This is a genomic window from Streptomyces sp. NPDC049577, assembly GCF_040675635.1.
Taxonomy (GTDB): domain Bacteria; phylum Actinomycetota; class Actinomycetes; order Streptomycetales; family Streptomycetaceae; genus Streptomyces.
Genome location: NZ_JBFAPH010000006.1, coordinates 18,794 through 38,340, shown reverse-complemented (window position 1 = coordinate 38,340; position 19,547 = coordinate 18,794). Strand labels below are relative to the sequence as shown.

At 73.8% G+C, this 19,547-nt stretch carries 19 protein-coding genes and 1 tRNA gene; 8 read left to right on the top strand and 12 right to left on the bottom strand.

The genetic code is table 11. From position 1 onward, the window contains the following. Window positions 1-9: 9 nt before the first annotated feature. The 3 genes from AB0K09_RS01750 to pdhA are packed head-to-tail and all read right to left on the bottom strand — an operon-like array spanning window position 10 to window position 3,559. Entirely contained in the window at window positions 10-1,347 is a 1,338-nt protein-coding gene (locus tag AB0K09_RS01750) for a dihydrolipoamide acetyltransferase family protein (RefSeq protein WP_366063211.1), read from the bottom strand. Then, window positions 1,347-2,393, bottom strand: coding sequence for an alpha-ketoacid dehydrogenase subunit beta (locus AB0K09_RS01745; RefSeq protein WP_366063210.1), 1,047 nt, complete (start codon window positions 2,391-2,393; stop codon window positions 1,347-1,349). Before AB0K09_RS01745 ends, AB0K09_RS01750 begins: the two co-directional genes overlap by 1 nt. Next, a complete protein-coding gene (gene pdhA, locus AB0K09_RS01740; protein WP_366063209.1) occupies window positions 2,390-3,559 on the bottom strand; it encodes a pyruvate dehydrogenase (acetyl-transferring) E1 component subunit alpha in 1,170 nt (389 codons plus the stop codon). Before pdhA ends, AB0K09_RS01745 begins: the two co-directional genes overlap by 4 nt. Before the next feature lie 181 nt (window positions 3,560-3,740). Here pdhA and AB0K09_RS01735 point away from each other — a divergent pair, with 181 nt between their 5' ends. Further along, window positions 3,741-4,250 (top strand): Lrp/AsnC family transcriptional regulator, encoded by a 510-nt coding sequence (locus AB0K09_RS01735; RefSeq protein WP_366063208.1) that lies wholly within the window; start codon window positions 3,741-3,743, stop codon window positions 4,248-4,250. Window positions 4,251-4,295: 45 nt separating this feature from the next. On the opposite strand, the gene AB0K09_RS01730 is transcribed toward AB0K09_RS01735, so the two are convergent. Both AB0K09_RS01730 and AB0K09_RS01725 read right to left on the bottom strand, forming a co-directional pair. After that, complete coding sequence (locus tag AB0K09_RS01730) at window positions 4,296-4,895, bottom strand: TetR/AcrR family transcriptional regulator (RefSeq protein ID WP_366063207.1); 600 nt, start codon at window positions 4,893-4,895, stop codon at window positions 4,296-4,298. Between the two features lie 2 nt (window positions 4,896-4,897). After that, window positions 4,898-6,445 (bottom strand): 3-hydroxyacyl-CoA dehydrogenase, encoded by a 1,548-nt coding sequence (locus AB0K09_RS01725; RefSeq protein ID WP_366063206.1) that lies wholly within the window; start codon window positions 6,443-6,445, stop codon window positions 4,898-4,900. 170 nt (window positions 6,446-6,615) lie between these two features. Here AB0K09_RS01725 and paaN point away from each other — a divergent pair, with 170 nt between their 5' ends. Further along, entirely contained in the window at window positions 6,616-8,319 is a 1,704-nt protein-coding gene (paaN, locus tag AB0K09_RS01720) for a phenylacetic acid degradation protein PaaN (protein WP_366063205.1), read from the top strand. A 42-nt stretch (window positions 8,320-8,361) separates the two neighbouring features. Here paaN and AB0K09_RS01715 read toward each other — a convergent pair whose 3' ends face one another. From AB0K09_RS01715 to AB0K09_RS01705, 3 genes are read right to left on the bottom strand one after another with little or no spacing between them, the layout of a single operon-like run. Beyond that, complete coding sequence (locus tag AB0K09_RS01715) at window positions 8,362-9,084, bottom strand: TrmH family RNA methyltransferase (RefSeq protein WP_366063233.1); 723 nt, start codon at window positions 9,082-9,084, stop codon at window positions 8,362-8,364. Window positions 9,085-9,134: 50 nt separating this feature from the next. Further along, on the bottom strand, window positions 9,135-10,361 hold the full coding sequence (locus tag AB0K09_RS01710; RefSeq protein WP_366063204.1) for an HTTM domain-containing protein: 1,227 nt from the start codon (window positions 10,359-10,361) through the stop codon (window positions 9,135-9,137). After that, on the bottom strand, window positions 10,358-11,128 hold the full coding sequence (locus AB0K09_RS01705; protein ID WP_366063203.1) for a DUF5819 family protein: 771 nt from the start codon (window positions 11,126-11,128) through the stop codon (window positions 10,358-10,360). Before AB0K09_RS01705 ends, AB0K09_RS01710 begins: the two co-directional genes overlap by 4 nt. A gap of 283 nt (window positions 11,129-11,411) precedes the next feature. On the opposite strand from AB0K09_RS01705, the gene paaA reads away from it, so the two are divergent. From paaA to AB0K09_RS01675, 6 genes are all read left to right on the top strand, one after another. Continuing rightward, the gene (gene paaA, locus AB0K09_RS01700; RefSeq protein ID WP_366063202.1) at window positions 11,412-12,374 is read left to right on the top strand and encodes a 1,2-phenylacetyl-CoA epoxidase subunit PaaA; all 963 of its coding nucleotides are present in this window, start codon (window positions 11,412-11,414) and stop codon (window positions 12,372-12,374) included. Next, a complete protein-coding gene (gene paaB / locus AB0K09_RS01695) occupies window positions 12,371-12,658 on the top strand; it encodes a 1,2-phenylacetyl-CoA epoxidase subunit PaaB (protein ID WP_366063201.1) in 288 nt (95 codons plus the stop codon). Before paaA ends, paaB begins: the two co-directional genes overlap by 4 nt. 11 nt (window positions 12,659-12,669) lie before the next feature. Further along, window positions 12,670-13,371, top strand: coding sequence for a 1,2-phenylacetyl-CoA epoxidase subunit PaaC (gene paaC, locus AB0K09_RS01690; RefSeq protein ID WP_366063232.1), 702 nt, complete (start codon window positions 12,670-12,672; stop codon window positions 13,369-13,371). Then, window positions 13,365-13,928, top strand: a complete 564-nt coding sequence (gene paaD / locus AB0K09_RS01685; protein WP_366063200.1) for a 1,2-phenylacetyl-CoA epoxidase subunit PaaD — start codon at window positions 13,365-13,367, stop codon at window positions 13,926-13,928. Before paaC ends, paaD begins: the two co-directional genes overlap by 7 nt. Next, entirely contained in the window at window positions 13,928-15,016 is a 1,089-nt protein-coding gene (locus AB0K09_RS01680; protein WP_366063199.1) for a 2Fe-2S iron-sulfur cluster-binding protein, read from the top strand. Before paaD ends, AB0K09_RS01680 begins: the two co-directional genes overlap by 1 nt. 134 nt (window positions 15,017-15,150) lie before the next feature. Continuing rightward, window positions 15,151-16,287 carry an acyl-CoA dehydrogenase family protein gene (locus AB0K09_RS01675; protein WP_366063198.1) on the top strand — a complete coding sequence of 379 codons (1,137 nt, stop codon included), beginning with the start codon at window positions 15,151-15,153 and terminating at the stop codon, window positions 16,285-16,287. A 127-nt stretch (window positions 16,288-16,414) separates the two neighbouring features. Here the strand turns inward: AB0K09_RS01675 and AB0K09_RS01670 are convergent, their stop codons facing one another. From AB0K09_RS01670 to AB0K09_RS01655, 4 genes are all read right to left on the bottom strand, one after another. Next, window positions 16,415-16,762: a rhodanese-like domain-containing protein gene (locus tag AB0K09_RS01670; RefSeq protein ID WP_366063197.1), complete on the bottom strand. Its 348-nt coding sequence runs from the start codon at window positions 16,760-16,762 to the stop codon at window positions 16,415-16,417. A gap of 10 nt (window positions 16,763-16,772) precedes the next feature. Continuing rightward, a complete protein-coding gene (locus AB0K09_RS01665) occupies window positions 16,773-17,573 on the bottom strand; it encodes a hypothetical protein (RefSeq protein WP_366063231.1) in 801 nt (266 codons plus the stop codon). Window positions 17,574-17,633: 60 nt separating this feature from the next. Next, window positions 17,634-19,052, bottom strand: coding sequence for a DUF2252 domain-containing protein (locus AB0K09_RS01660; RefSeq protein WP_366063196.1), 1,419 nt, complete (start codon window positions 19,050-19,052; stop codon window positions 17,634-17,636). A gap of 102 nt (window positions 19,053-19,154) precedes the next feature. Next, a tRNA-Leu gene (locus AB0K09_RS01655) sits at window positions 19,155-19,241 on the bottom strand. Window positions 19,242-19,547: the final 306 nt, after the last annotated feature.

Here is a 19,547-nt window from a genome sequence, read left to right as displayed (position 1 = left end):
AGTATCGGGTCAGATCGAGCGCAGCAGCACGGCGGGTTGTTCGACACAGTCGGCCACGTAGCGCAGGAAGCCGCCGGCCGTGCCGCCGTCGCAGACGCGGTGGTCGAAGGTGAACGACAGTTGCACGACCTGCCGCACCGCCAGCTCGCCGCGGTGCACCCAGGGCTTGGGCGCTATCCGGCCGACGCCGAGCATCGCGGCCTCGGGGTGGTTGATGATCGGGGTGGAGCCGTCGACGCCGAAGACGCCGTAGTTGTTCAGCGTGAACGTGCCTCCGGTGAGCTCGGCGGGGCTGAGCTTGCCGGCGCGGGCGGCCTCGGTGAGCCGGGCCATCTCGACGGACAGCTCGACCGCGTTGCGCGCGTGGGCGTCCCGGACGACCGGGACGACCAGTCCGCGTTCGGTCTGCGCGGCGAAACCGAGGTGGACGCCGGGCAGCCGGACGATCTCGCCGGCTTCCACGTCGACGGTGGCGTTGAGCTCCGGGTACTTGGCGAGCGCGGCCGTGCAGATGCGCGCGAGGAGGGCCAGCAGCGAGACCTTCGCGCCACCGGACGCGTTCATCGCGCGGCGGGCCTCCAGCAGTTCGGTGGCGTCGGCGTCGACCCAGCAGGTGGCGTCGGGGATCTCGCGCCGGCTGCGGCTGAGCTTCTCGGCGACCGCGCCGCGCACACCGCGCAGCGGCACGCGCAGCCCCTCGGCCGCCTGGCGCGGCGCGGGCCGGGCGGCACGGCCGGCGGTGTCCTTGGCCTCCGCGGCGACGGACCCGGCGGACCGGGCGGCCCGGGCGGCCTGTTCGACGTCCACCCGGAGGATCAGCCCGTCCGGGCCGCTGCCGCGCACGCCGGCGAGGTCGACGCCGTGCTCGCGGGCGAGCCGGCGGACGAGCGGGGATATCACCGCGATCGCCGCCGAACCGGGGTTCGGGTCCGCGAGCGGGGCGGGGGCCGGGGCAGGGGCCTTCGGCTCCGTCCGTCCGGTCCGCTGCGGCCGGACCCGGCGGCGGCGCGCGGCGGGCGCCTGCGTGCCGTACCCGACGAGGACGTTGCCGGAGCCCTCCGGCGCCGGCTTCGGCTCCTCCCCCGCCGCCGAGCCGTCCCGCTCGCCGACCGCGACGGTCAGCAGGGGCGCCCCGACGGGCAGTTCGGTGCCCTCCTCGCCGAACCGGGCGGTGACCACGCCGCCGTACGGGCAGGGGACCTCGACCATCGCCTTGGCGGTCTCGACCTCGACGACGGGCTGGTCGACGACGACCACGTCACCGACGGCGACGAGCCAGCGCACGACCTGGGCCTCGGTCAGGCCCTCGCCCAGGTCCGGCAGGGTGAACTCACGGACGACGGCCATCAGCGCGCACCACCCTCGGCACCCTCGCCGGTCCACTCGGACTCCCACTGCAGCCGCGCCACCGCGTCGAGCACGCGGTCCACGCCGGGCAGATGGTGCTTCTCCAGCATCGGCGGCGGATAGGGGATGTCGAAGCCGGTGACCCGCAGCACGGGCGCCTCCAAGTGGTGGAAACAGCGCTCGGTGATCCGGGCGGCGATCTCCCCGCCGGGACCGCCGAAACCGGTCGCCTCGTGGACGACGACGGCCCGGCCGGTGCGGCGTACGGACGCGCAGACGGTCTCCTCGTCGAACGGCACGAGCGAGCGCAGGTCGACGACCTCCAGGTCCCAGCCCTCGGCCCGGGCGGCCTCCGCGGCCTCCAGGCAGACGGGCACGGACGGCCCGTAGGTGACCAGCGTGGCGGACGTGCCGGGCCGCAGGACGGCCGCGCGGCCGATGCCGGGCACGGACGCCGGGTGCTCGGGGTTCCAGTCGGCCTTGGCCCAGTAGAGCCGCTTGGGCTCCAGGAAGACGACCGGGTCGTCGGAGGCGATGGCGGCGCGCAGCAGCCCGTACGCATCGGCGACCGTGCCCGGCGTGACGACGTGCAGGCCGGGGGTGGCCAGGTAGTAGGCCTCGGAGGAGTCGCTGTGGTGCTCGACGCCGCCGATGCCGCCGCCGTAGGGCACCCGGATGGTGATCGGCATGGGCATCGCGCCGCGCGTGCGGTTGCGCATCCGGGAGACGTGGCTGACGAGCTGCTCGAAGGCCGGGTAGGCGAAGGCGTCGAACTGCATCTCGACCACTGGCCGCAGCCCGTACATCGCCATGCCGACGGCCGTGCCGAGGATGCCGGCCTCGGCGAGCGGGGTGTCCGTGCAGCGGTCCTCGCCGAACTCCTTGGCCAGGCCGTCGGTGACCCGGAAGACCCCGCCGAGGGTGCCGACGTCCTCGCCGAGGACGTGGACGGAGGGGTCCTCCGCCATCGCGTCGCGCAGGGCCCGGGTGAGCGCCTGCGCCATCGAGGTGGGTGTGGCGGCGTGCGCGACAGCGGCGGTGGTCATCGCTGCCTTCCTTCCTGGGGGCCGTGTCCGTGGGTGCCCGGGGCGAGCTCGTCGGCGGCGGCCAGCTCGGCGCGCAATTGCGCCGCCTGCTCGCGCAGTTGGGCAGTCTGCTCGGCGTACACGTGGGTGAACAGTTCCATCGGGTCCAGGACCGGGTCCTGGTTCATGCGCTCGCGCAGCCCCGCCGCCATCCGCTCGGCGTCCTCGCGGACGGCCCGCATGCCGTCCTCGTCGAGCAGCTTGCGCCCGGTCAGCTCCGCCTCCAGCAGGGCCACCGGGTCGTGGCCGCGCCATGCCTCGACCTCGGCGTCGGAGCGGTAGCGGGTGGCGTCGTCGGCGTTGGTGTGCGCGTCGAGGCGGTAGGTGACGGCCTCGATCAGCGTGGGGCCGCCGCCGGACCGTGCCCGGGCGAGCGCCTCGCCCACCACGCGGTGGACGGCGGCCACGTCGTTTCCGTCCACCAGGCGGCCGGGCATGCCGTAACCGACGGCCTTGTGGGCGAGCGAGGGCGCGGCGGTCTGCTTGGCCAGGGGCACGGAGATGGCGAAGCCGTTGTTCTGCACGAGGAAGACGACCGGGGCCCGCCACACGGCGGCGAAGTTCATGGCCTCGTGGAAGTCGCCCTCGCTGGTGCCGCCGTCGCCGACCATGGCGAGCGCGACGACGTCGTCGCCCTTCAGGCGGGCGGCGTGCGCGAGACCGACCGCGTGCGGGAGTTGGGTGGCCAGTGGAGTGCACAGGGGGGCGACACGATGTTCGTGCGGGTCGTAGCCGGTGTGCCAGTCGCCGCGCAGCAGCGTCAGTGCCTGGACCGGGTCCAGGCCGCGCGCGACCGCGGCGAGGGTGTCGCGGTAGCTGGGGAAGAGCCAGTCCCGCTCGGCGAGGGCGAGCGCGGCGCCCACCTGGCACGCCTCCTGGCCGGTGGAGGACGGGTAGACGGCGAGCCGGCCCTGCCGGGTCAGCGCCGTGGCCTGTGTGTTGTACCGCCGGCCGCGCACCAGGTGGCCGTACAGCAGCACCAGCAGCTCGGGGTCGAGCTCCGCGGCGGCGTCGGTGCCCAGCAGGCGGTACGGCTCCGCGTCCGGAAGCAGCGGCGCGGGGTCGGTGCGGGGCTGCCAGTTCGGCGGAGTGGGCCGGTACGAACCGGGCTGCTCCAGAACCGTCATGACGAGCACCTCCTCGGAGGACGGGCTTGAGACGAGCGTGACCGGAAAGCGCCCTGCGCTCTCCCTACCGATTGTTCGGTCGTCGGCACATTTTGGCTACAGGCGGCCCGAGCCTGTGGACAAACGGTTCTCCACAACGTGAGATATGGACACGGTGTCCATGAAGGGGAGGCATGGCGGTATGGCGGACGAACAGATGGCCACGCCGGTCCCGTCGCTCGCTTCCGGCGAGAGACCACCGGCCCGCCCGCTCGACGACATCGACCGGTCGATCCTGCGCATGCTCCAGTGCGACGGCCGGGCGTCGATACGCTCCGTGGCCGAGCGCGTACACGTCTCCCGGGCCAACGCCTACGCCCGGATCAACCGCCTCATCGACGACGGCGTCATCCGCGGCTTCTCCGCGCGCGTGGACGAGGAGCGCGCGGGGCAGGGCGCATCGGCCTACATCACCCTGAAGATCGTCCAGAACTCGTGGCGAACGGTCCGGGAAAAGCTCCGCGAACTGCCGGGCGCGTCCCACATCGCCCTGGTCAGCGGCGACTTCGACGTCCTGCTCCTGGTCCACACCCGGGACAACCGCGCCCTGCGGGAGCTGGTCCTGACCCGCATCCAGGCCATAGAGGAAGTCCTCAGCACGCGCACGCTGCTGGTCTTCGAGGAAACGGACCTGAAGTCGGAACGCCTGTGACCTGGGGGCGGGCCCGCCCCAGGGTGCCGGGGGCGGGGGCGTCGGCTACGAGCGGTGCGTCCGCAGTCCCCCCAGCGCCGTATGGATCACGGCGTCCGCGACCTCGTCGACCGTGGCCGCCCCGGCGCGAGCCGGCCGGTACCACTCCGCGATCGAGTTGATCATTCCGAACAGCAGCCGCGTGGCCAGCCGCACGTCGACGTCGCTGCGCAGGTCGCCCTCGGCGACGGCCCGCTTGAGCAGCTCCGCGACCCGGTGGTCGAACTCGCGGCGCCGTTCCATCGCCCACCGCTCGGTGCCCGTGTTCCCGCGCACCCGCAGCAGCAGCGTCACGTAGGGCAGCTCCGCGATCAGCACCTCCACCGTGCGCCGCACGACGTGTTCCAGCCGCTCCACCGCCCGGCCGTCACCGGCCGCGGCGGGCTCGTCGAGGACCGCGAAGAGGCCGTCGAGGGCACGGCTTATGGCCAGGCGCAGCAGCTCCTCCTTGCCCTTGACGTGGTGGTAGATCGAGGACTTGGAGATGCCGGCGGCCTTGGAGAGGTGCTCCATCGAGGTGCCGTCGTAGCCCCGCTCGTTGAACACCCCGACGGCGACCGCGAGCAGCGATTCGGGCGTGTAGGTGTCGCGCTTGGCCATGGTCATGATTACAGCAGGCTCTCCTTGACGGCCGCACGGCGGCGCAGTGACCGGCAGGCCGCGTAGCGCCCGCCCGGGTATTCGTGGTCCATGTTGCGCAGAAGACCCGCCACCCAGTCGGCGCCGAGCTCCTGCCCCCAGGCCAGCGGGCCCAGCGGATAGTTCACGCCGAGCCGCATGGCGGTGTCGACGTCCTCCCGGCCGGCGACCTCCCGGCCGGCCGCGTCCTCGGCGAAGTCGACCAGCAGGGCGACCGTACGGGCGACGATCATGCCGGGAACGTCACCGATGACGCTGACCCGCTTGCCCAGGGCCTGGAAGAGGCCGACGGCCGCCGCGAGGTCCTCCCCGGGCGCCGTCGCGGACGGGGCGAGGGCGACGCGCGCGCAGGCGCGGTAGTCCAGGGCCAGGTCGAATTCGATGCGCGCCCCGGCGGCCGGCCCCCGGCCGTCGGTGAGGCACAGTTCCGTGCCGCCGGGCAGCACGATGCCGGCGCCCGCCCCACCCCGCACGACCTTGATCCCGGCCTCTTCGATCAGCTGCGGCAGCACGGCGGCCGGCCCGGCGAGCCCGGGCCCGCACCCGACCTCCGTGGGCGCCGGGCACGGCTGTGCCGTGTGCGGCTCCGGCGCCGGCGCGTCCTCCGCGTGGTCGTACCAGCCCTGCCCGGTCTTCCGGCCGAGCCGTCCCGCCTGCACCAGCCGCCCCTGCGCCAGCGACGGCGTGAACTTCGGGTCGTGGAAGAACGCCTCGTACACCGAATGGGTGACGGCGTTGTTCACATCCTGGCCGATGAGATCGGTCAGCTCGAAGGGGCCCATGGCGAATCCGCCGCACTCGCGCAGCACGGCGTCGATCGTGGCCGGGTCGGCGGCGCGCTCCTCGTACACGCGGAAGGCCTCGGCGTAGAAGGGCCGGGCGAGCCGGTTGACGAGGAACCCGGGGGTGTCGGCGCAGCTCACGGGCGTCTTGCCCCAGACGGTGACGGTGGCGCGGGCGCGCTCGGCGGCGGCCTCGTCCGTGGCGTGGCCCCGGACGACCTCGACGAGCGGCAGCAGCGGCGCCGGGTTGAAGAAGTGCAGGCCGAGAAAGCGGCCGGGGTGGCGCAGGGCGCCCGCGATGGCGGTGACCGGCAGCGAGGAGGTGTTGGTGGCGAGCAGGCAGTCGCCGGGGACGACGGCCTCCAGCTGGCCGAACAGCTCCTGCTTGACGTCGAGTCGTTCGACGACCGCCTCGACGACGAGTGCGGCGTCGGCGAGTTCGGCGAGCCGGGCGGCGGGCCGCAGCCGCTTCTGGGCGGCGTCGCGCTCGGTGGCGGTCATCCGGCCCTTCGCCACGAGCCGGTCCAGCCGTCCGGCCACGGCCAGCGCGGCCTCCTCCGCACGGCCGGGCACCGCGTCGTACAGCCGCACCGGATGGCCGGCGACGAGCGCGACCTGCGCGATTCCCTGGCCCATGGTGCCGGTGCCGACGACGGCCACGGTCCGGGACGGCTCGACGGCGGCCGGTCCGGCGGCGGGCTCGACGGCGTCGGCGGGAGCTGCGGCGGCGGTCATGACGATGATCCTCCCCGATGAGTTGTCCACAGGTTCGCCGGGCCCTCTTGTCCCGACCGATCGTTCGGTTACTGTATCCATCGGGGGTGTTCCCCCGCACAGTTCTCCCCGCGCCGTTTTCCGTACCGGACCCCGTACCGGAGCCCCGCTCGACGAGGAGTTGGTCTGACGTGACCGCCGGACTCACCACCGCCCAGCTGATCGAGAAGCACCGCCCCACGCTCGACCAGGCCCTTGAGGCCATCCGCACGCGCGCCTACTGGTCGCCGTACCCGGAGCACCCGAAGGCGTACGGCGCGGAGGGCGTGCCGGGCAGCCTGGGCGCGCCCGAGGGTCAGGCCGCCTTCGACGCGCTGCGCGGGCAGCGCTTCGAGCTGGACCAGCCGGGTTCCGAGGGCTGGGCGGGCTCGGAGGTCTCGCCGTACGGCCTGGAGCTGGGCATCGAGTATCCGCACGCCGACGTCGACGCCCTGCTGCCCGCCATGCGCGCGGCCATGCCCGAGTGGCGCGAGGTCGGTCCGCTGGCGCGGGCGGCGGTCTGCATGGAGATCCTCGCCCGGATCAACGCCCGGACGCACGAGTTCGCGCACGCGGTCATGCACACCAGCGGCCAGGCGTTCATGATGGCGTTCCAGGCCGGCGGCCCGCACGCCCAGGACCGCGGCCTGGAGGCCGTCGCCTACGCCTACACCGAGCAGGTCAAGGCAGCGCCGGAGTCGGCGGAGTGGGTCAAGCCGCAGGGCAAGCGCGATCCGCTGAAGCTCGACAAGCGGTTCACGCCCGTACCGCGCGGCGTCTCCCTGCTCATCGGCTGCAACACCTTCCCCACCTGGAACGGCTACCCCGGCCTGTTCGCCTCGCTCGCCACCGGCAACGCCGTGCTGGTCAAGCCGCATCCGCGCGCCGTCCTGCCGCTCGCGCTGACCGTGCGCATCGCCCGCGAGGTGCTGAAGGACGCCGGGTTCTCCGCCGATCTGGTGGCGCTGGCCGCCGAGCGGGACGGCGAGGGCATCGCCAAGACCCTGGCCGTGCGCCCGGAGATCCGCATCATCGACTACACCGGCTCCACCGCCTTCGGCGACTGGCTGGAGGCCAACGCCCGCCAGGCGCAGGTCTTCACGGAGAAGGCCGGCGTGAACACCGTGCTCGTCGACTCCACCGACGACTACAAGGGCATGCTGTCCAACCTGGCCTTCTCCCTGTCGCTCTACAGCGGCCAGATGTGCACCACCCCGCAGAACCTCCTGATCCCGCGCGAGGGCATCGGCACCGACGCCGGCCACAAGTCGTACGACGAGGTCGTCTCCGACCTGGCGATGTCCGTCGAGAAGCTGCTGGGCGACGACGCCCGGGCCAACGCCCTGCTGGGCGCCATCGTCAACGACCAGGTCAAGGAGCGCATCGACGCGGCCGCCCGGTTCGGCGAGGTCGCCCTGGCCTCCCGCACGGTCGCCAACCCGGACTTCCCGGGCGCCACCGTCCGCACCCCCGTCATCGTGAAGCTGGACGGCGCCAAGCCGGACTCCGAGGCCGCCTACTTCTCCGAGTGCTTCGGCCCGGTGGCCTTCGCCGTCGCCGTCGACTCCACGACGGACGCGGTGGAGCTGCTGCGCCGCACGGTGCGCGAGAAGGGCGCGATGACGGTCGGCGCCTACACCACCTCGGCCGAGGTCGAGCGGCTGGTGGAGGAGGCGTGCCTGGAGGAGTGCGCCCAGCTCTCGCTGAACCTCACCGGCGGGGTGTACGTGAACCAGACGGCCGCCTTCTCCGACTTCCACGGCTCCGGCGGCAACCCCGCGGCCAACGCCGCGCTGTGCGACACCGCGTTCGTCGCCTCCCGCTTCCGCACGGTGGAGGTGCGGCGCCAGGCGTGACGCCGCACGCCGCTCGTTCCCCCGGGCTCATTCCCCCGGGGCTCATTCCGCCGGGCCGCCCCAGTGGAAGAGCGTCATGGCCACGCTCGTCGCCAGGTTGTAGCTGGACACCTGGGGCCGCATGGGCAGGGCGACCAGCCGGGTCGCCCTCGCCCGCAGCCCGGGTGAGATGCCGTGCCGCTCGGAGCCGAAGGCGAGCAGCGCGTCGTCGGGCAGGGTGAGGGAGCGGATGTCCTCGCCCTCGGGGTCCAGCGCGTACAGCGGCCCGGGCGGCAGTTCGTCGAGGGGCAGCCGCTCCACGGCCGTGGCGTAGTGCAGCCCCGCGCCCGACCGGACGGCGTTCGGGTGCCAGGGGTCGATGTCGCCGGTGGTGACCACGCCCGTGACGCCGAAACCGGCCGCGAGCCGCACGACCGCGCCCACGTTCCCGAGGTTGCGCGGGTTGTCCAGCACGACGACCGGTGCCGTGCGCGGCATGCGGGCCAGGCTTTCCAGGTTCCGCTCGCGCGCCGGCCGGTCCGCCAGTGCGGCCACGCCGGTCGGGTGCACCCGCGGCAGGAGCCCGCGCAGCGTGCGCTCAGGCACCTCGGTCAGCAGCGCACCGAGCCGTTCGACGAGGTCGGGGGCCAGTTCCGCGGCGAGCTCCAGGGAGGCCGCCCGGTCCGTGGTGAGCGCGACCCCGACGCGGGCGCCGAACCGCAGCGCGTGCTTGAGCGCGTGAAACCCGTCGAGCAGGACGGCGTGCGGTGCGGACGCGGCCCAGATCCGCTCGGCGTCGGTGCTTTCCGGGGTGCTTTCCGGGGTGCTTTCGGTGCTCACCGGCTCAGCGTACGTGCCGGTCGGAAGCCCCCCACCCGCCGCAGGAACGCGGTCGGCAGGAACACCGCGTCCACCACCACCATCGCCAGCGAGAAGAACGGCAGCCCCAGCGTCACGGCGATCCCGACGTGCTCGGCCATCATCACCGCCAGCAGCACGTTCTTCACCCGCCGGTTCAGCAGCGTGAACGGGAAGGCGGCCTGCACCGCCACCGTCCCGTAGCTGAGCAGCATCACGACCGTTCCATTGCTCGCCAGCGCGTGCGAGAGCACGGGCCAGGGCGCGAAGTAGTCGATGTGCATCGGGTAGTAGAGCGCGGTCCCGTCCTGCCAGCGCGTCCCCTGGATCTTGTACCAGCCGGCCGTGGCGTAGATGAGACAGACCTCCGCCATGATGACCAACAGGCCGGCGTTGTGCACGAGATGGGCGAGCGCGTCGAGGACCGTGCGGGGCTCCCCGGGCGCGTACCGCTGCACCGCCCACCACAGGGCCTGCACGAGCCAGAGGCCCCAGAGCACCGTCGCCCAGCCGAGCCCGGGCAGTGGCCCGTTCGCCGTCCAGTCCGGCGCGGGACGGCCGAGGCCCTGCGCGAGGGCCAGCGCCGACCCGCAGGCCACCCACAGCACGACGCCGGTGATGTCCCGGCCGGGCCTGCCGGTGATGTCCCGGCCGGGCCTGGCCGCGGCGGCGCGGCGGAGGCGGCGCGCGTCCAGCGACCAGACCCGCCCGCACCGGGTGAAGACCGTGTACATGGCCATGAGATGGATGACGTTGTCGCCGCCGTCGCCGACGAAGACGCTGCGGTTCTGCAGCGAGAGGACGCCGACCATGTGCAGCACGGACATCGTCCGTGTCCGCCAGCCGAGCATCAGCAGCAGGCTGACCAGGATGGCGAGGCCGTAGACGGTCTCGAACCAGACCGTTCCGTCGGACCACAGCAGCACGCTGAAGGCGTGGTTCTCGCCGAGCAGCTGACGCGCCATGCCCAGGCTCCACGGCGCGTCGGGGCCGTACAGCTCGTGCCGGTCGGGCCATTCGCGCAGCAGGTAGCAGAGCCAGGTGAAGGACAGCCCGATCCGGAGCACGGCCGACTGGTACGGGCCGAGGGACGAACCGGTGACGCGACCGAGGCCGCGCGCGAGACGGCGCCCGAGCGCGGAGCCGGGGGAGCCGGGAGAGGGCGGGGAGGCGGTGGCGGCCGTGGTGGCCGGGGCGGTGCTCATCGGGCGGTCACCTCCGCGTGATCGGCAGTGGTGACCGGCCACCAGCCCAGTTCCCGGTGGACCGGCTTGGTGTCGGTCTTCTCGTCGCTCCACGGCGGCGGTGCGATGGGCGCGGTGACCACGCGGACCTGGACCCGCTCGACCGGGCGGTCCGCGCCGGCGCCGCCGGAGGCGGTCAGCCGGGAGACGACGATCCGCCGGACGTACTGCTCGGACAGGCGCCCGCGCAGGCCGCTGGGCTGCTCGTTCGCGTCGTGGTACGAGGCGTAGAAGTCCCAGGCGCGGCGCAGTTCGTTCTGCTTGGTGTGGCTGGGGAAGGGCTGGTGCAGGATGCCGGCGCCGTCCTGGGCGGACAGGTCCGTCCAGGGGGTGACGGTGGTCCGGCCGCCGGGGCCGCCCAGCTCGGCACGGGCCTGTACGGAGACGTTCTGCTGGAGCGGGTTCGGGGCGAAGAACTTCCAGTTCTGTTCGAACTCCGGGTAGACGTAGTCGTCGATGGCCGCGGCGTGCTGCTTGCTGACCGTGTTCGGCGGTGCCACGTGCAGGAAGACCATGGCCAGATGGACGGCCGTCGCCACCGCCACGACCGCCGTCCCGCCGGCGACGACGAGCCGCGCGGGCAGGGACAGCCCGGCGAGCCGGGCCAGACCGTCACCCTCGTCGCCACCGCCCCGGGCGCCGTGCACCGCCGCCCCGGACGCCTGGGCCGGCACGGCGCCCGCAGCGCCCGCCGCCCCTGTGGCCTCCGCCGCCTCCGTGGCCTTCATGGCACGCCCCGCTCCCGCTCGCCGCATTCCGTCTCTCCTGCCGGGCCCCGCCCGTCCGCCGTGCGGCCGTGGACGGCCTCCGTCCGGTCGGGGCTGCCTCACCGTACCGACGCGGCCCCGCAAGGCCCAGCGCCGCGGGCGGCGCGGGTCGTCCACAGGCGGCCCGGCCCGGGGGACCGGTTGTCCACAGGGGCCGGTCCGGCCTTGACACGCCCAGGGGAGCACTTCACCATTGAACCGAACGATCGGTCGGTAGGGAGTTCGACGAGCGAGGGGGCACGGCATGACGACGACGGCGCCGGAAGCGGAAGGCCGGGAAGCCGCGCTGAGCGCGGTGTTCGACGCCACGGTGGCCGCCGACGAGCGCGTGGAGCCCCGGGACTGGATGCCCGACGCCTATCGCGCCACGCTCGTCCGGCAGATCGCGCAGCACGCCCACTCCGAGATCATCGGCATGCAGCCCGAGGCCAACTGGATCACCCGCGCGCCCTCGCTGCGCCGCAAGGCGATCCTCATGGCCAAGGTGCAGGACGAGGCGGGCCACGGCCTCTACCTCTACAGCGCCGCCGAGACCCTGGGCACCGGCCGCGACGAGCTGCTCGACAAGCTGCACGCGGGCCGCCAGCGCTACTCCTCGATCTTCAACTACCCCACGCTGACCTGGGCGGACGTGGGCGCGATCGGCTGGCTCGTGGACGGCGCGGCGATCACCAACCAGGTGCCGCTCTGCCGCTGCTCCTACGGCCCGTACGCCCGCGCGATGATCCGTATCTGCAAGGAGGAGTCCTTCCACCAGCGCCAGGGGTACGAACTGCTGCTGGCGCTCAGCCGGGGCACCGAGGCCCAGCACGCCATGGCGCAGGACGCGGTCGACCGCTGGTGGTGGCCGTCCCTGATGATGTTCGGCCCGCCGGACGACGAGTCGGCGCACTCCGCGCAGTCCATGGCCTGGAAGATCAAGCGGCATTCCAACGACGAGCTCCGCCAGCGGTTCGTGGACATCTGCGTCCCCCAGGCGGAATCGCTCGGCCTGACCCTGCCCGACCCCGACCTGCGGTGGAACGAGCAGCGCGGGCACTACGACTTCGGCGCCATCGACTGGGACGAGTTCCACGAGGTGCTGCGCGGCAACGGCCCCTGCAACGACCAGCGGATAGGTCAGCGCAGGCGGGCTCATGAAGAGGGCGCCTGGGTGCGCGAGGCGGCCGCCGCGTACGCGGCCCGGCACGGAGAGGGTGTGGCATGACCAGCACGGAGTGGCCGCTGTGGGAGGTGTTCGTGCGCAGCCGGCGCGGTCTGTCGCACACCCACGCGGGAAGCCTGCACGCGCCGGACGCCGAGATGGCCCTGCGCAACGCCCGGGACCTCTACACCCGGCGCGGCGAGGGCGTCTCGATCTGGGTCGTGCCCTCCGCCGCGATCACCGCTTCCTCGCCGGACGAGAAGGACCCGTTCTTCGAGCCGGCCGCCGACAAGCCCTACCGCCACCCGACCTTCTACGAGATCCCCGAAGGGGTGCGGCACCTGTGAACCGCGGACCCGTGACCGCCGCCCTCGCGCTGGGCGACGACGCGCTCGTGCTCTCCCACCGGCTGGGGGAGTGGGCCGGGCACGCGCCCGTCCTGGAGGAGGAGGTCGCGCTCGCCAACATCGCCCTCGACCTGCTCGGCCAGGCCCGCACCCTGCTCTCCCTCGCCGGCGACGAGGACGAACTCGCCTACCTCCGCGAGGAGCGCGCCTTCCGCAACGTCCAGCTGGTCGAGCAGCCCAACGGCGACTTCGCCCACACCATCGCCCGCCAGCTGTACTTCTCCACCTACCAGCAGCTGCTGTACGCGGAGCTGGCCGCCGGGGAGGGGCCGTTCGCCCCGCTGGCCGCCAAGGCCGTCAAGGAGACCGCCTACCACCGCGACCACGCCGAGCACTGGACACTCCGGCTCGGCGACGGCACCGAGGAGAGCCACCGGCGGATGCAGACCGCCCTCGACGCCCTCTGGCGGTACACCGGCGAGCTGTTCGAGCCGGTCGAGGGCGTCGACGCCGACTGGCCCGCCCTGCGGGACACCTGGCAGGCCCGGATCACCGCGATCGTGGAGCAGGCCACCCTGACCCTGCCCACCGGCCCGCAGGCCGGCTCGTGGGCGGCCGGGGCCGGCCGGCAGGGCGTGCACACCGAGCCGTTCGGACGGATGCTCGCCGAGATGCAGCATCTGCACCGCAGTCACCCGGGGGCGACATGGTGACCGCCCCGACGCCCCTGGACGGCCCCACCCCGCTCGAGGAGGAGCTGCGGGCCCTGGCGGGGGCCGTGCCCGATCCGGAGCTGCCCGTCCTCACCCTCGCCGAGCTGGGCGTCCTGCGCGGCCTGCACCTCACCGGCCCCGGCCGCGTCGAGGTGGAGCTCACCCCCACCTACACCGGCTGCCCGGCCGTCGAGGCGATGGCGGCGGACATCGAGCGCGTGCTGCGCGAACACGGCCAGGCGGAGGTCTCCGTGCGCACGGTGCTCTCCCCCGCCTGGTCCACGGACGACATCACCGACGAAGGGCGGCGCAAGCTGGCCGAGTTCGGCATCGCGCCCCCGCGCACCGGCCCCCGGCCGACCGGTCCCGTCCCGGTCGGGCTCGGCCCCACCCGGCTGGCCGGCCGGCCCGCCACGGAGCCGGCGGAGCCCGTGCGCTGCCCGCACTGCGGCTCCACCGACACCACCCTCCTCAGCCGTTTCTCCTCGACCGCGTGCAAGGCGCTGCGCCGCTGCGAGGCGTGCCGCGAACCGTTCGACCACTTCAAGGAGTTGTGATGGCAGCGGCCCGCCATGGCGCCTTCCACCCCCTGCGGGTGACGGCCGTCGAACCGCTCACCGACGACTCGGTCGCCGTCACCCTCGCCGTGCCGCCCGAGCTGCGCGAGGACTTCCGCCACCACCCCGGCCAGCACCTCTCCCTGCGCCGCGTCCTCGACGGCGCCGAGATACGCCGCACGTACTCCATCTGCGGCCCCGCCTCCGGCCCCGGCGGCCCCGGGCCCGAGACGCTGCGGGTGGGCGTGCGCCTGGTCGACGGCGGCGCGTTCTCCACCTACGCGCTCAAGGAACTGACCACCGGGGACACCGTCGAGGTCATGGCACCGGCCGGCCGGTTCACGCTGGCGCCCCGGCCCGGCCACTTCGCGGCGGTCGTCGGCGGCAGCGGGATCACACCCGTCCTGTCCATCGTCTCGACCCTGCTCGCCCGGGAACCCGAGGCTCACTTCACCCTGATCCGCAGCGACCGCACCACCGCGTCGACGATGTTCCTCGACGAGGTCGCCGACCTCAAGGACCGCTATCCCGACCGTCTCCAGCTGGTCCAGACGCTCTCCCGGGAGGAGCAGCAGGCGGGCCCGGCGTCCGGGCGGCTGGACGAGCGGCGGCTGACCGAGCTGCTGCCCGCGCTGCTGCGGGTGGCGGACGTGGACGGCTGGTTCCTGTGCGGCCCGCACGGGCTGGTGGAGGCGGCCGAGCGGGCGCTTCGTGGCCTCGGGGTGCCCCGGGACCGCGTCCACCAGGAGATCTTCCATGTGGCCGAGGCCCCGGCGGCGCAGCCCCCGGGCGGGCCCGTCCCCGCCCCCTCGCACAGCACGGTGACCGCCAAGCTCGACGGCCGCGCCGGCAGCTGGCCCGTGCGCGACGGCGAGTCCCTGCTGGAGACCGTGCTGCGCAACCGCGCCGACGCGCCCTACGCCTGCAAGGGCGGGGTGTGCGGCACCTGCCGGGCGTTCCTGGTCTCGGGCGAGGTGCGGATGGACCGCAACTTCGCGCTGGAGGAGGAAGAGGTCGACGCGGGATACGTGCTGGCCTGCCAGTCCCATCCGGTCACCGAGCAGGTGGAGCTCGACTTCGACCGCTGAACACCCGCTGAACGCCCGCTGAGCGACCACTGACCGTCCGCTCCCGCACCGTTCCCTGTTGCGGCCGCCTGCCCTAAGGTGACGCCCCGTCAGAGAGCTCCGTCAGGACGCTGACGGCCGGGAGGGACGGGACAGTGGACTTCACCTTCACCGAGGAACAGCAGGCCGCCGCCGAGGCCGCCGCGGCCGTCTTCTCCGACGTCGCCCCGGACGGCGTGCCCAGCCCGGTCGAGGTCCCCGGCGCCGTCGCCGAGGACTTCGACCGGGAGCTGTGGCGACGGCTGGTCCGCGCGGACCTCGTCGGCCTGACCGTCCCCACCGAGCACGGCGGCGCGGGCCTCGGCCCCGTCGCGCTGTGCCTGGTGCTGCGCGAGGCCGCGAAGGTGCTGGCCCGCGTCCCGCTCCTGGAGGCCGGCGCGACGGCCCTCGTCCTCGCCCGGTACGGCGGCGAGCGCACCGCCCGGCTGCTCGCGCCGATCGGGCGTGGCGAACTCGTCGTGACCGTCGCCGGCAACGGCCGCACCGGCCACGACCCGGCCGAACTGGCCGTCTCCGCACGCTCGGTGGGCCCGGAGGACTGGCTGCTCGACGGCGTGCAGACCGCCGTGCCCTGGGCGTACGGCGCGGACCGCGTGCTGCTGCCCGCCCGCGCCGGCGACGGCCGCACCGTCCTCGCCCTCGTCCCGGCCGACGCCCCGGGCCTCACCCTCGCCGAGCAGGTCTCCACCAGCGGCGAACGGCTGGCCGAGATCACCCTGGACTCGGTGTGCGTGGACGACGCGGAGGTGCTCACCGCCTGCCACGCCTGGGAGTGGCTGCGCGGCCTGCTGATCACCGGCACCTGCGCCCTCGCCCTCGGGCTCGGCACGGCGGTCTCGCGGATGACCGGCGAGTACACGAGCAAGCGGGAGCAGTTCGGCCACCCGATCGCCACGTTCCAGGCGGTCGCCGTCCAGGCCGCCGACCGCTACATCGATCTGCGGGCCATGGAGGCCACCCTCTGGCAGGCCGCCTGGCGCATCGAGACGGACGCCCCCGGCGACACGGGCCTCCCGGTCGCGGCCGACATCGCGGTCGCCAAGATCTGGGCATCGGAAGGGGTGCGCCGCGTCGTCCAGACCGCCCAGCACCTGCACGGCGGCTTCGGCGCCGACACGGACTACCCGCTGCACCGCTACCACGCGTGGGCCAAGCAGCTGGAGCTCTCCCTGGGCCCCGCGGCCGCCCACGAGGAGGCCCTCGCCGACCTGCTCGCTTCGGACACCGCTTGAGGGGTTGCGGCCGGTCCGGCACCGCCGCCGGCCGCACCGGGCCGAGCACCACCGCGGCCAGGATGCGGCGGCACCCGCGACCGCCGCGACCCGCGCGCCGGCCCCGGACCGCCGGGAAAGGCGCCGGCTAGATCACGGCGCCCGGAGCGCCGTCCGCGCCCACGACCGGGCGGCCGGCGGCCTCCCACGCCTGCATGCCGCCGTCGACGTTCACCGCGTCCAGGCCCTGCTGGGCCAGGTAGGTGGTGACCTGCGCGGAACGGCCGCCGGAGCGGCAGATGACGTTGATCCGGGCGCCGTCGGGCGCCTTCTGGGTCAGCTCGCCGAAGCGGGCGACGAAGTCACTCATCGGGATGTGCAGCGCGCCCTCGGCGTGCCCCGCGTCCCACTCGTCGTCCTCGCGCACGTCCAGCAGAAAGTCGTCCGACGCGAGCACGTCGACGCCGACAGTGGGGACTCCGGATCCAAATCGCATGACTCCGACGCTACCCGACCAGCGAGGCCAGACAGGCCTCCCGCTCGGCGATCTGCGCCAGCAGGCCGTCCGCGATCTCGGCGAGCAGCCCGTCCGGGTCGTCCGGCGCCATCTTGATCATCGCGCCGATCGCGGAGCCCTCCAGCTCGGCCGCCAGCTCCGAGAGCATCTCCTTGCGCCGGGCCAGCCATTCCAGCCGCGCGTACAGCTCCTCGGCCCGGCTCGGCCGCCGCTGGGCCGGCAGCGGACCGGCCGCCCACTCCTCGGCCAGCTCCCGCAGCAGCGCCTCGTCGCCGTCGGCGTAGGCGGCGTTCACCCGGGCCAGGAACTCCTCGCGCCGCTGCCGGTCCGCCTCGTCCCCGGCCAGATCCGGATGCGCCCGGCGGACCAGTTCCCGGTAGGCCCGGCGCGCGCCGTCGCTCGGTCGCACCCGCTTCGGCGGCTGCACGGGCTGCTCGGTCAGCATCGCCGAGGCCTCCGGGGACAGCCCGTCGGAGTCCAGCCAGCCGCCGAACAGCTCCTCCACCGCCGGCATCGGCTGCACCAGCGCCCGCGCCTCCCGCGCCCGGCGCTGGTCCTCCGCGTCGCCCGAGCGCGCGGCGACGGCCTCGGCGATGCACGCCTCCAGCTCGTCCAGGCGCGCGTACATCGGGCCGAGGCGCTGGTGGTGCAGCCGGGAGAAGTTCTCGACCTCCACCCGGAACGTCTCCACGGCTATCTCGAACTCGATCAGCGCGCCCTCGGCGGTCCGCACGGCCTGCTCCAGGCGCTCGGTTCCGGGCTCCTCGGACAGTTCGGCTTCCGGATTCATCACGCGCCCCAGACTACGAGCTCGCGAGCCTCCGGAAGCACTCGTTCCGGCACGCCCCGCCTAGACGCCGAGCTCCGCCGCCAGCCGTCCCGACCGGATCGCCGCGACCAGCTCCGCGTGGTCCCGCTCCATCCGGTCCGCGTAGCCGGCGGCGAAGGCGGCGACCGACTCCTCCAGCTCCTCCGACTTGCCGCAGTAGCCGGCGATCAGCGAGGGGTCGGCGCTGTGCGCGTGCGCCCGCGCCAGCAGCGCGCCCGTCATCCGGCCGTAGTCGTCGATCTCGTCCGGGCCCAGCGCCGCGGCGTCCACGCTGCCCTTGCGGTTGCGGAACTGCCGCACCTGGTAGGGCCGGCCGTCGACCGTCGCCCAGCCCAGCAGCACATCGCTGACGACCTGCATCCGCTTCTGCCCGAGCACCACGCGCCGCCCGTCGTGCCCCGCATCGGAGGCGGGGAACGCCGAAAAACCCGCCTTGTCCGCGTACGGCAGCAGCACCGAGGGCCGGGCCTCCTTGACCTGGAGCACCAGGGCCTCGCCCCGGTGGTCGAGCAGCAGCACCACGTACGAGCGCAGGCCCACGCTGCCCGTGCCGACCACGCGGAAGGCCACGTCCTGCACCTCGTACCGGGCCAGCAGCGGCAGCAGCTCCGCCGGCAGCGTCTCGCGGTACTCCCCCAGCGCCAGCGCGACCGCCGCCGCCTCGGCGTCCGGCACCCGGCGCAGCACGGGCGGGGCGTCGACGAAGCGCCGGCCGCCCTCGCCGTCCTTCTCGGTCGACCGCGCGGCGAAGCGCGCGCTGGTGTTCCGGCGGGCCTTCTCGGCGACCCGCTCCAGGGTGCCCAGCAGCTGGTGGGCGTCCGCGTGCGAGACGAGCTCCTCGTCGGCGATCGCGTTCCAGGCGTCGGCGGCCGGCATCCGGGCCAGCAACCGCATCGTGCGCCGGTAGGCGCCGACCGCGTCCCGGGCCGCGGCCCGGCACACGTCCTCGGCCGCGCCCGCCTCCCGGCCGGCCAGCACCAGCGAGGCGGCCAGCCGCTTCACGTCCCACTCCCACGGCCCGTACAGGGTCTCGTCGAAGTCGTTGAGATCGATGATCAGTTCGCCGCGGGCGTCGCCGTAGAGCCCGAAGTTCGCGGCGTGCGCGTCCCCGCACAACTGCGCGCCGATCCCGGTGACGGCCGTGTCCGCCAGGTCGTGTCCCATGAGTCCGGCCGTGCCGCGCAGGAACGCGAAGGGCGAGGCCGCCATGCGGCCCACCCGGATCGGCACCAGCTCCGGCAGCCGCCCCGCGTTCGAGGACTCGACCGTCTCCACGGCCCCGGGCCGCCCGGCGGCGGCCTCCCAGCGCGCGTGCGCCGCCCGCGGCACCCGCTCCCGCAGCGCCTTCCCGGCGGCCTTCGCCCCACCCCTGGCCCGGCCGGCCTTCCCGTCCGGCCCGGCCGGCCTCGCGAAACCCGGTACGTACGGCAGTCGTGACACGTCCGCCACCTCCCCCTTCGCCGTTCGACTGGGCCCAGACCGTATCGGGAGGAACCGGGGTAAAACAAAGACTCCGCAGGTCATAAGACCTGCGGAGTCCTTTGGTGCGCGAGGGGGGAGTTGAACCCCCACGCCCTTGCGGGCACTGGAACCTGAATCCAGCGCGTCTGCCTATTCCGCCACCCGCGCATGGGTGTCGTCTTCCGGGCCCCGCCCCTTCCCCGAACCTTTCGGCCCGTTTCCGGTGCGTTCGCCTTCCGACATCGAGAACATTAGCACGTCCGCGGGGGTGTCTTCACACCCGTCGTGCGCCCCCCGCCCCCGACGACCCCGGGCGGGGTCCGCGGAGACCGTTCCGGTTGCGGGACACTGGCTCTCGGGCGCCTCTACGATCCGTACGGGAAACGTGCGGGAGCACCGCCGGAGAGAACGCCCCTCCACGCGCGGGCGGACACGAAGGCGACACTCGTCACTCCTGGCGCCGAAGGGGAACCA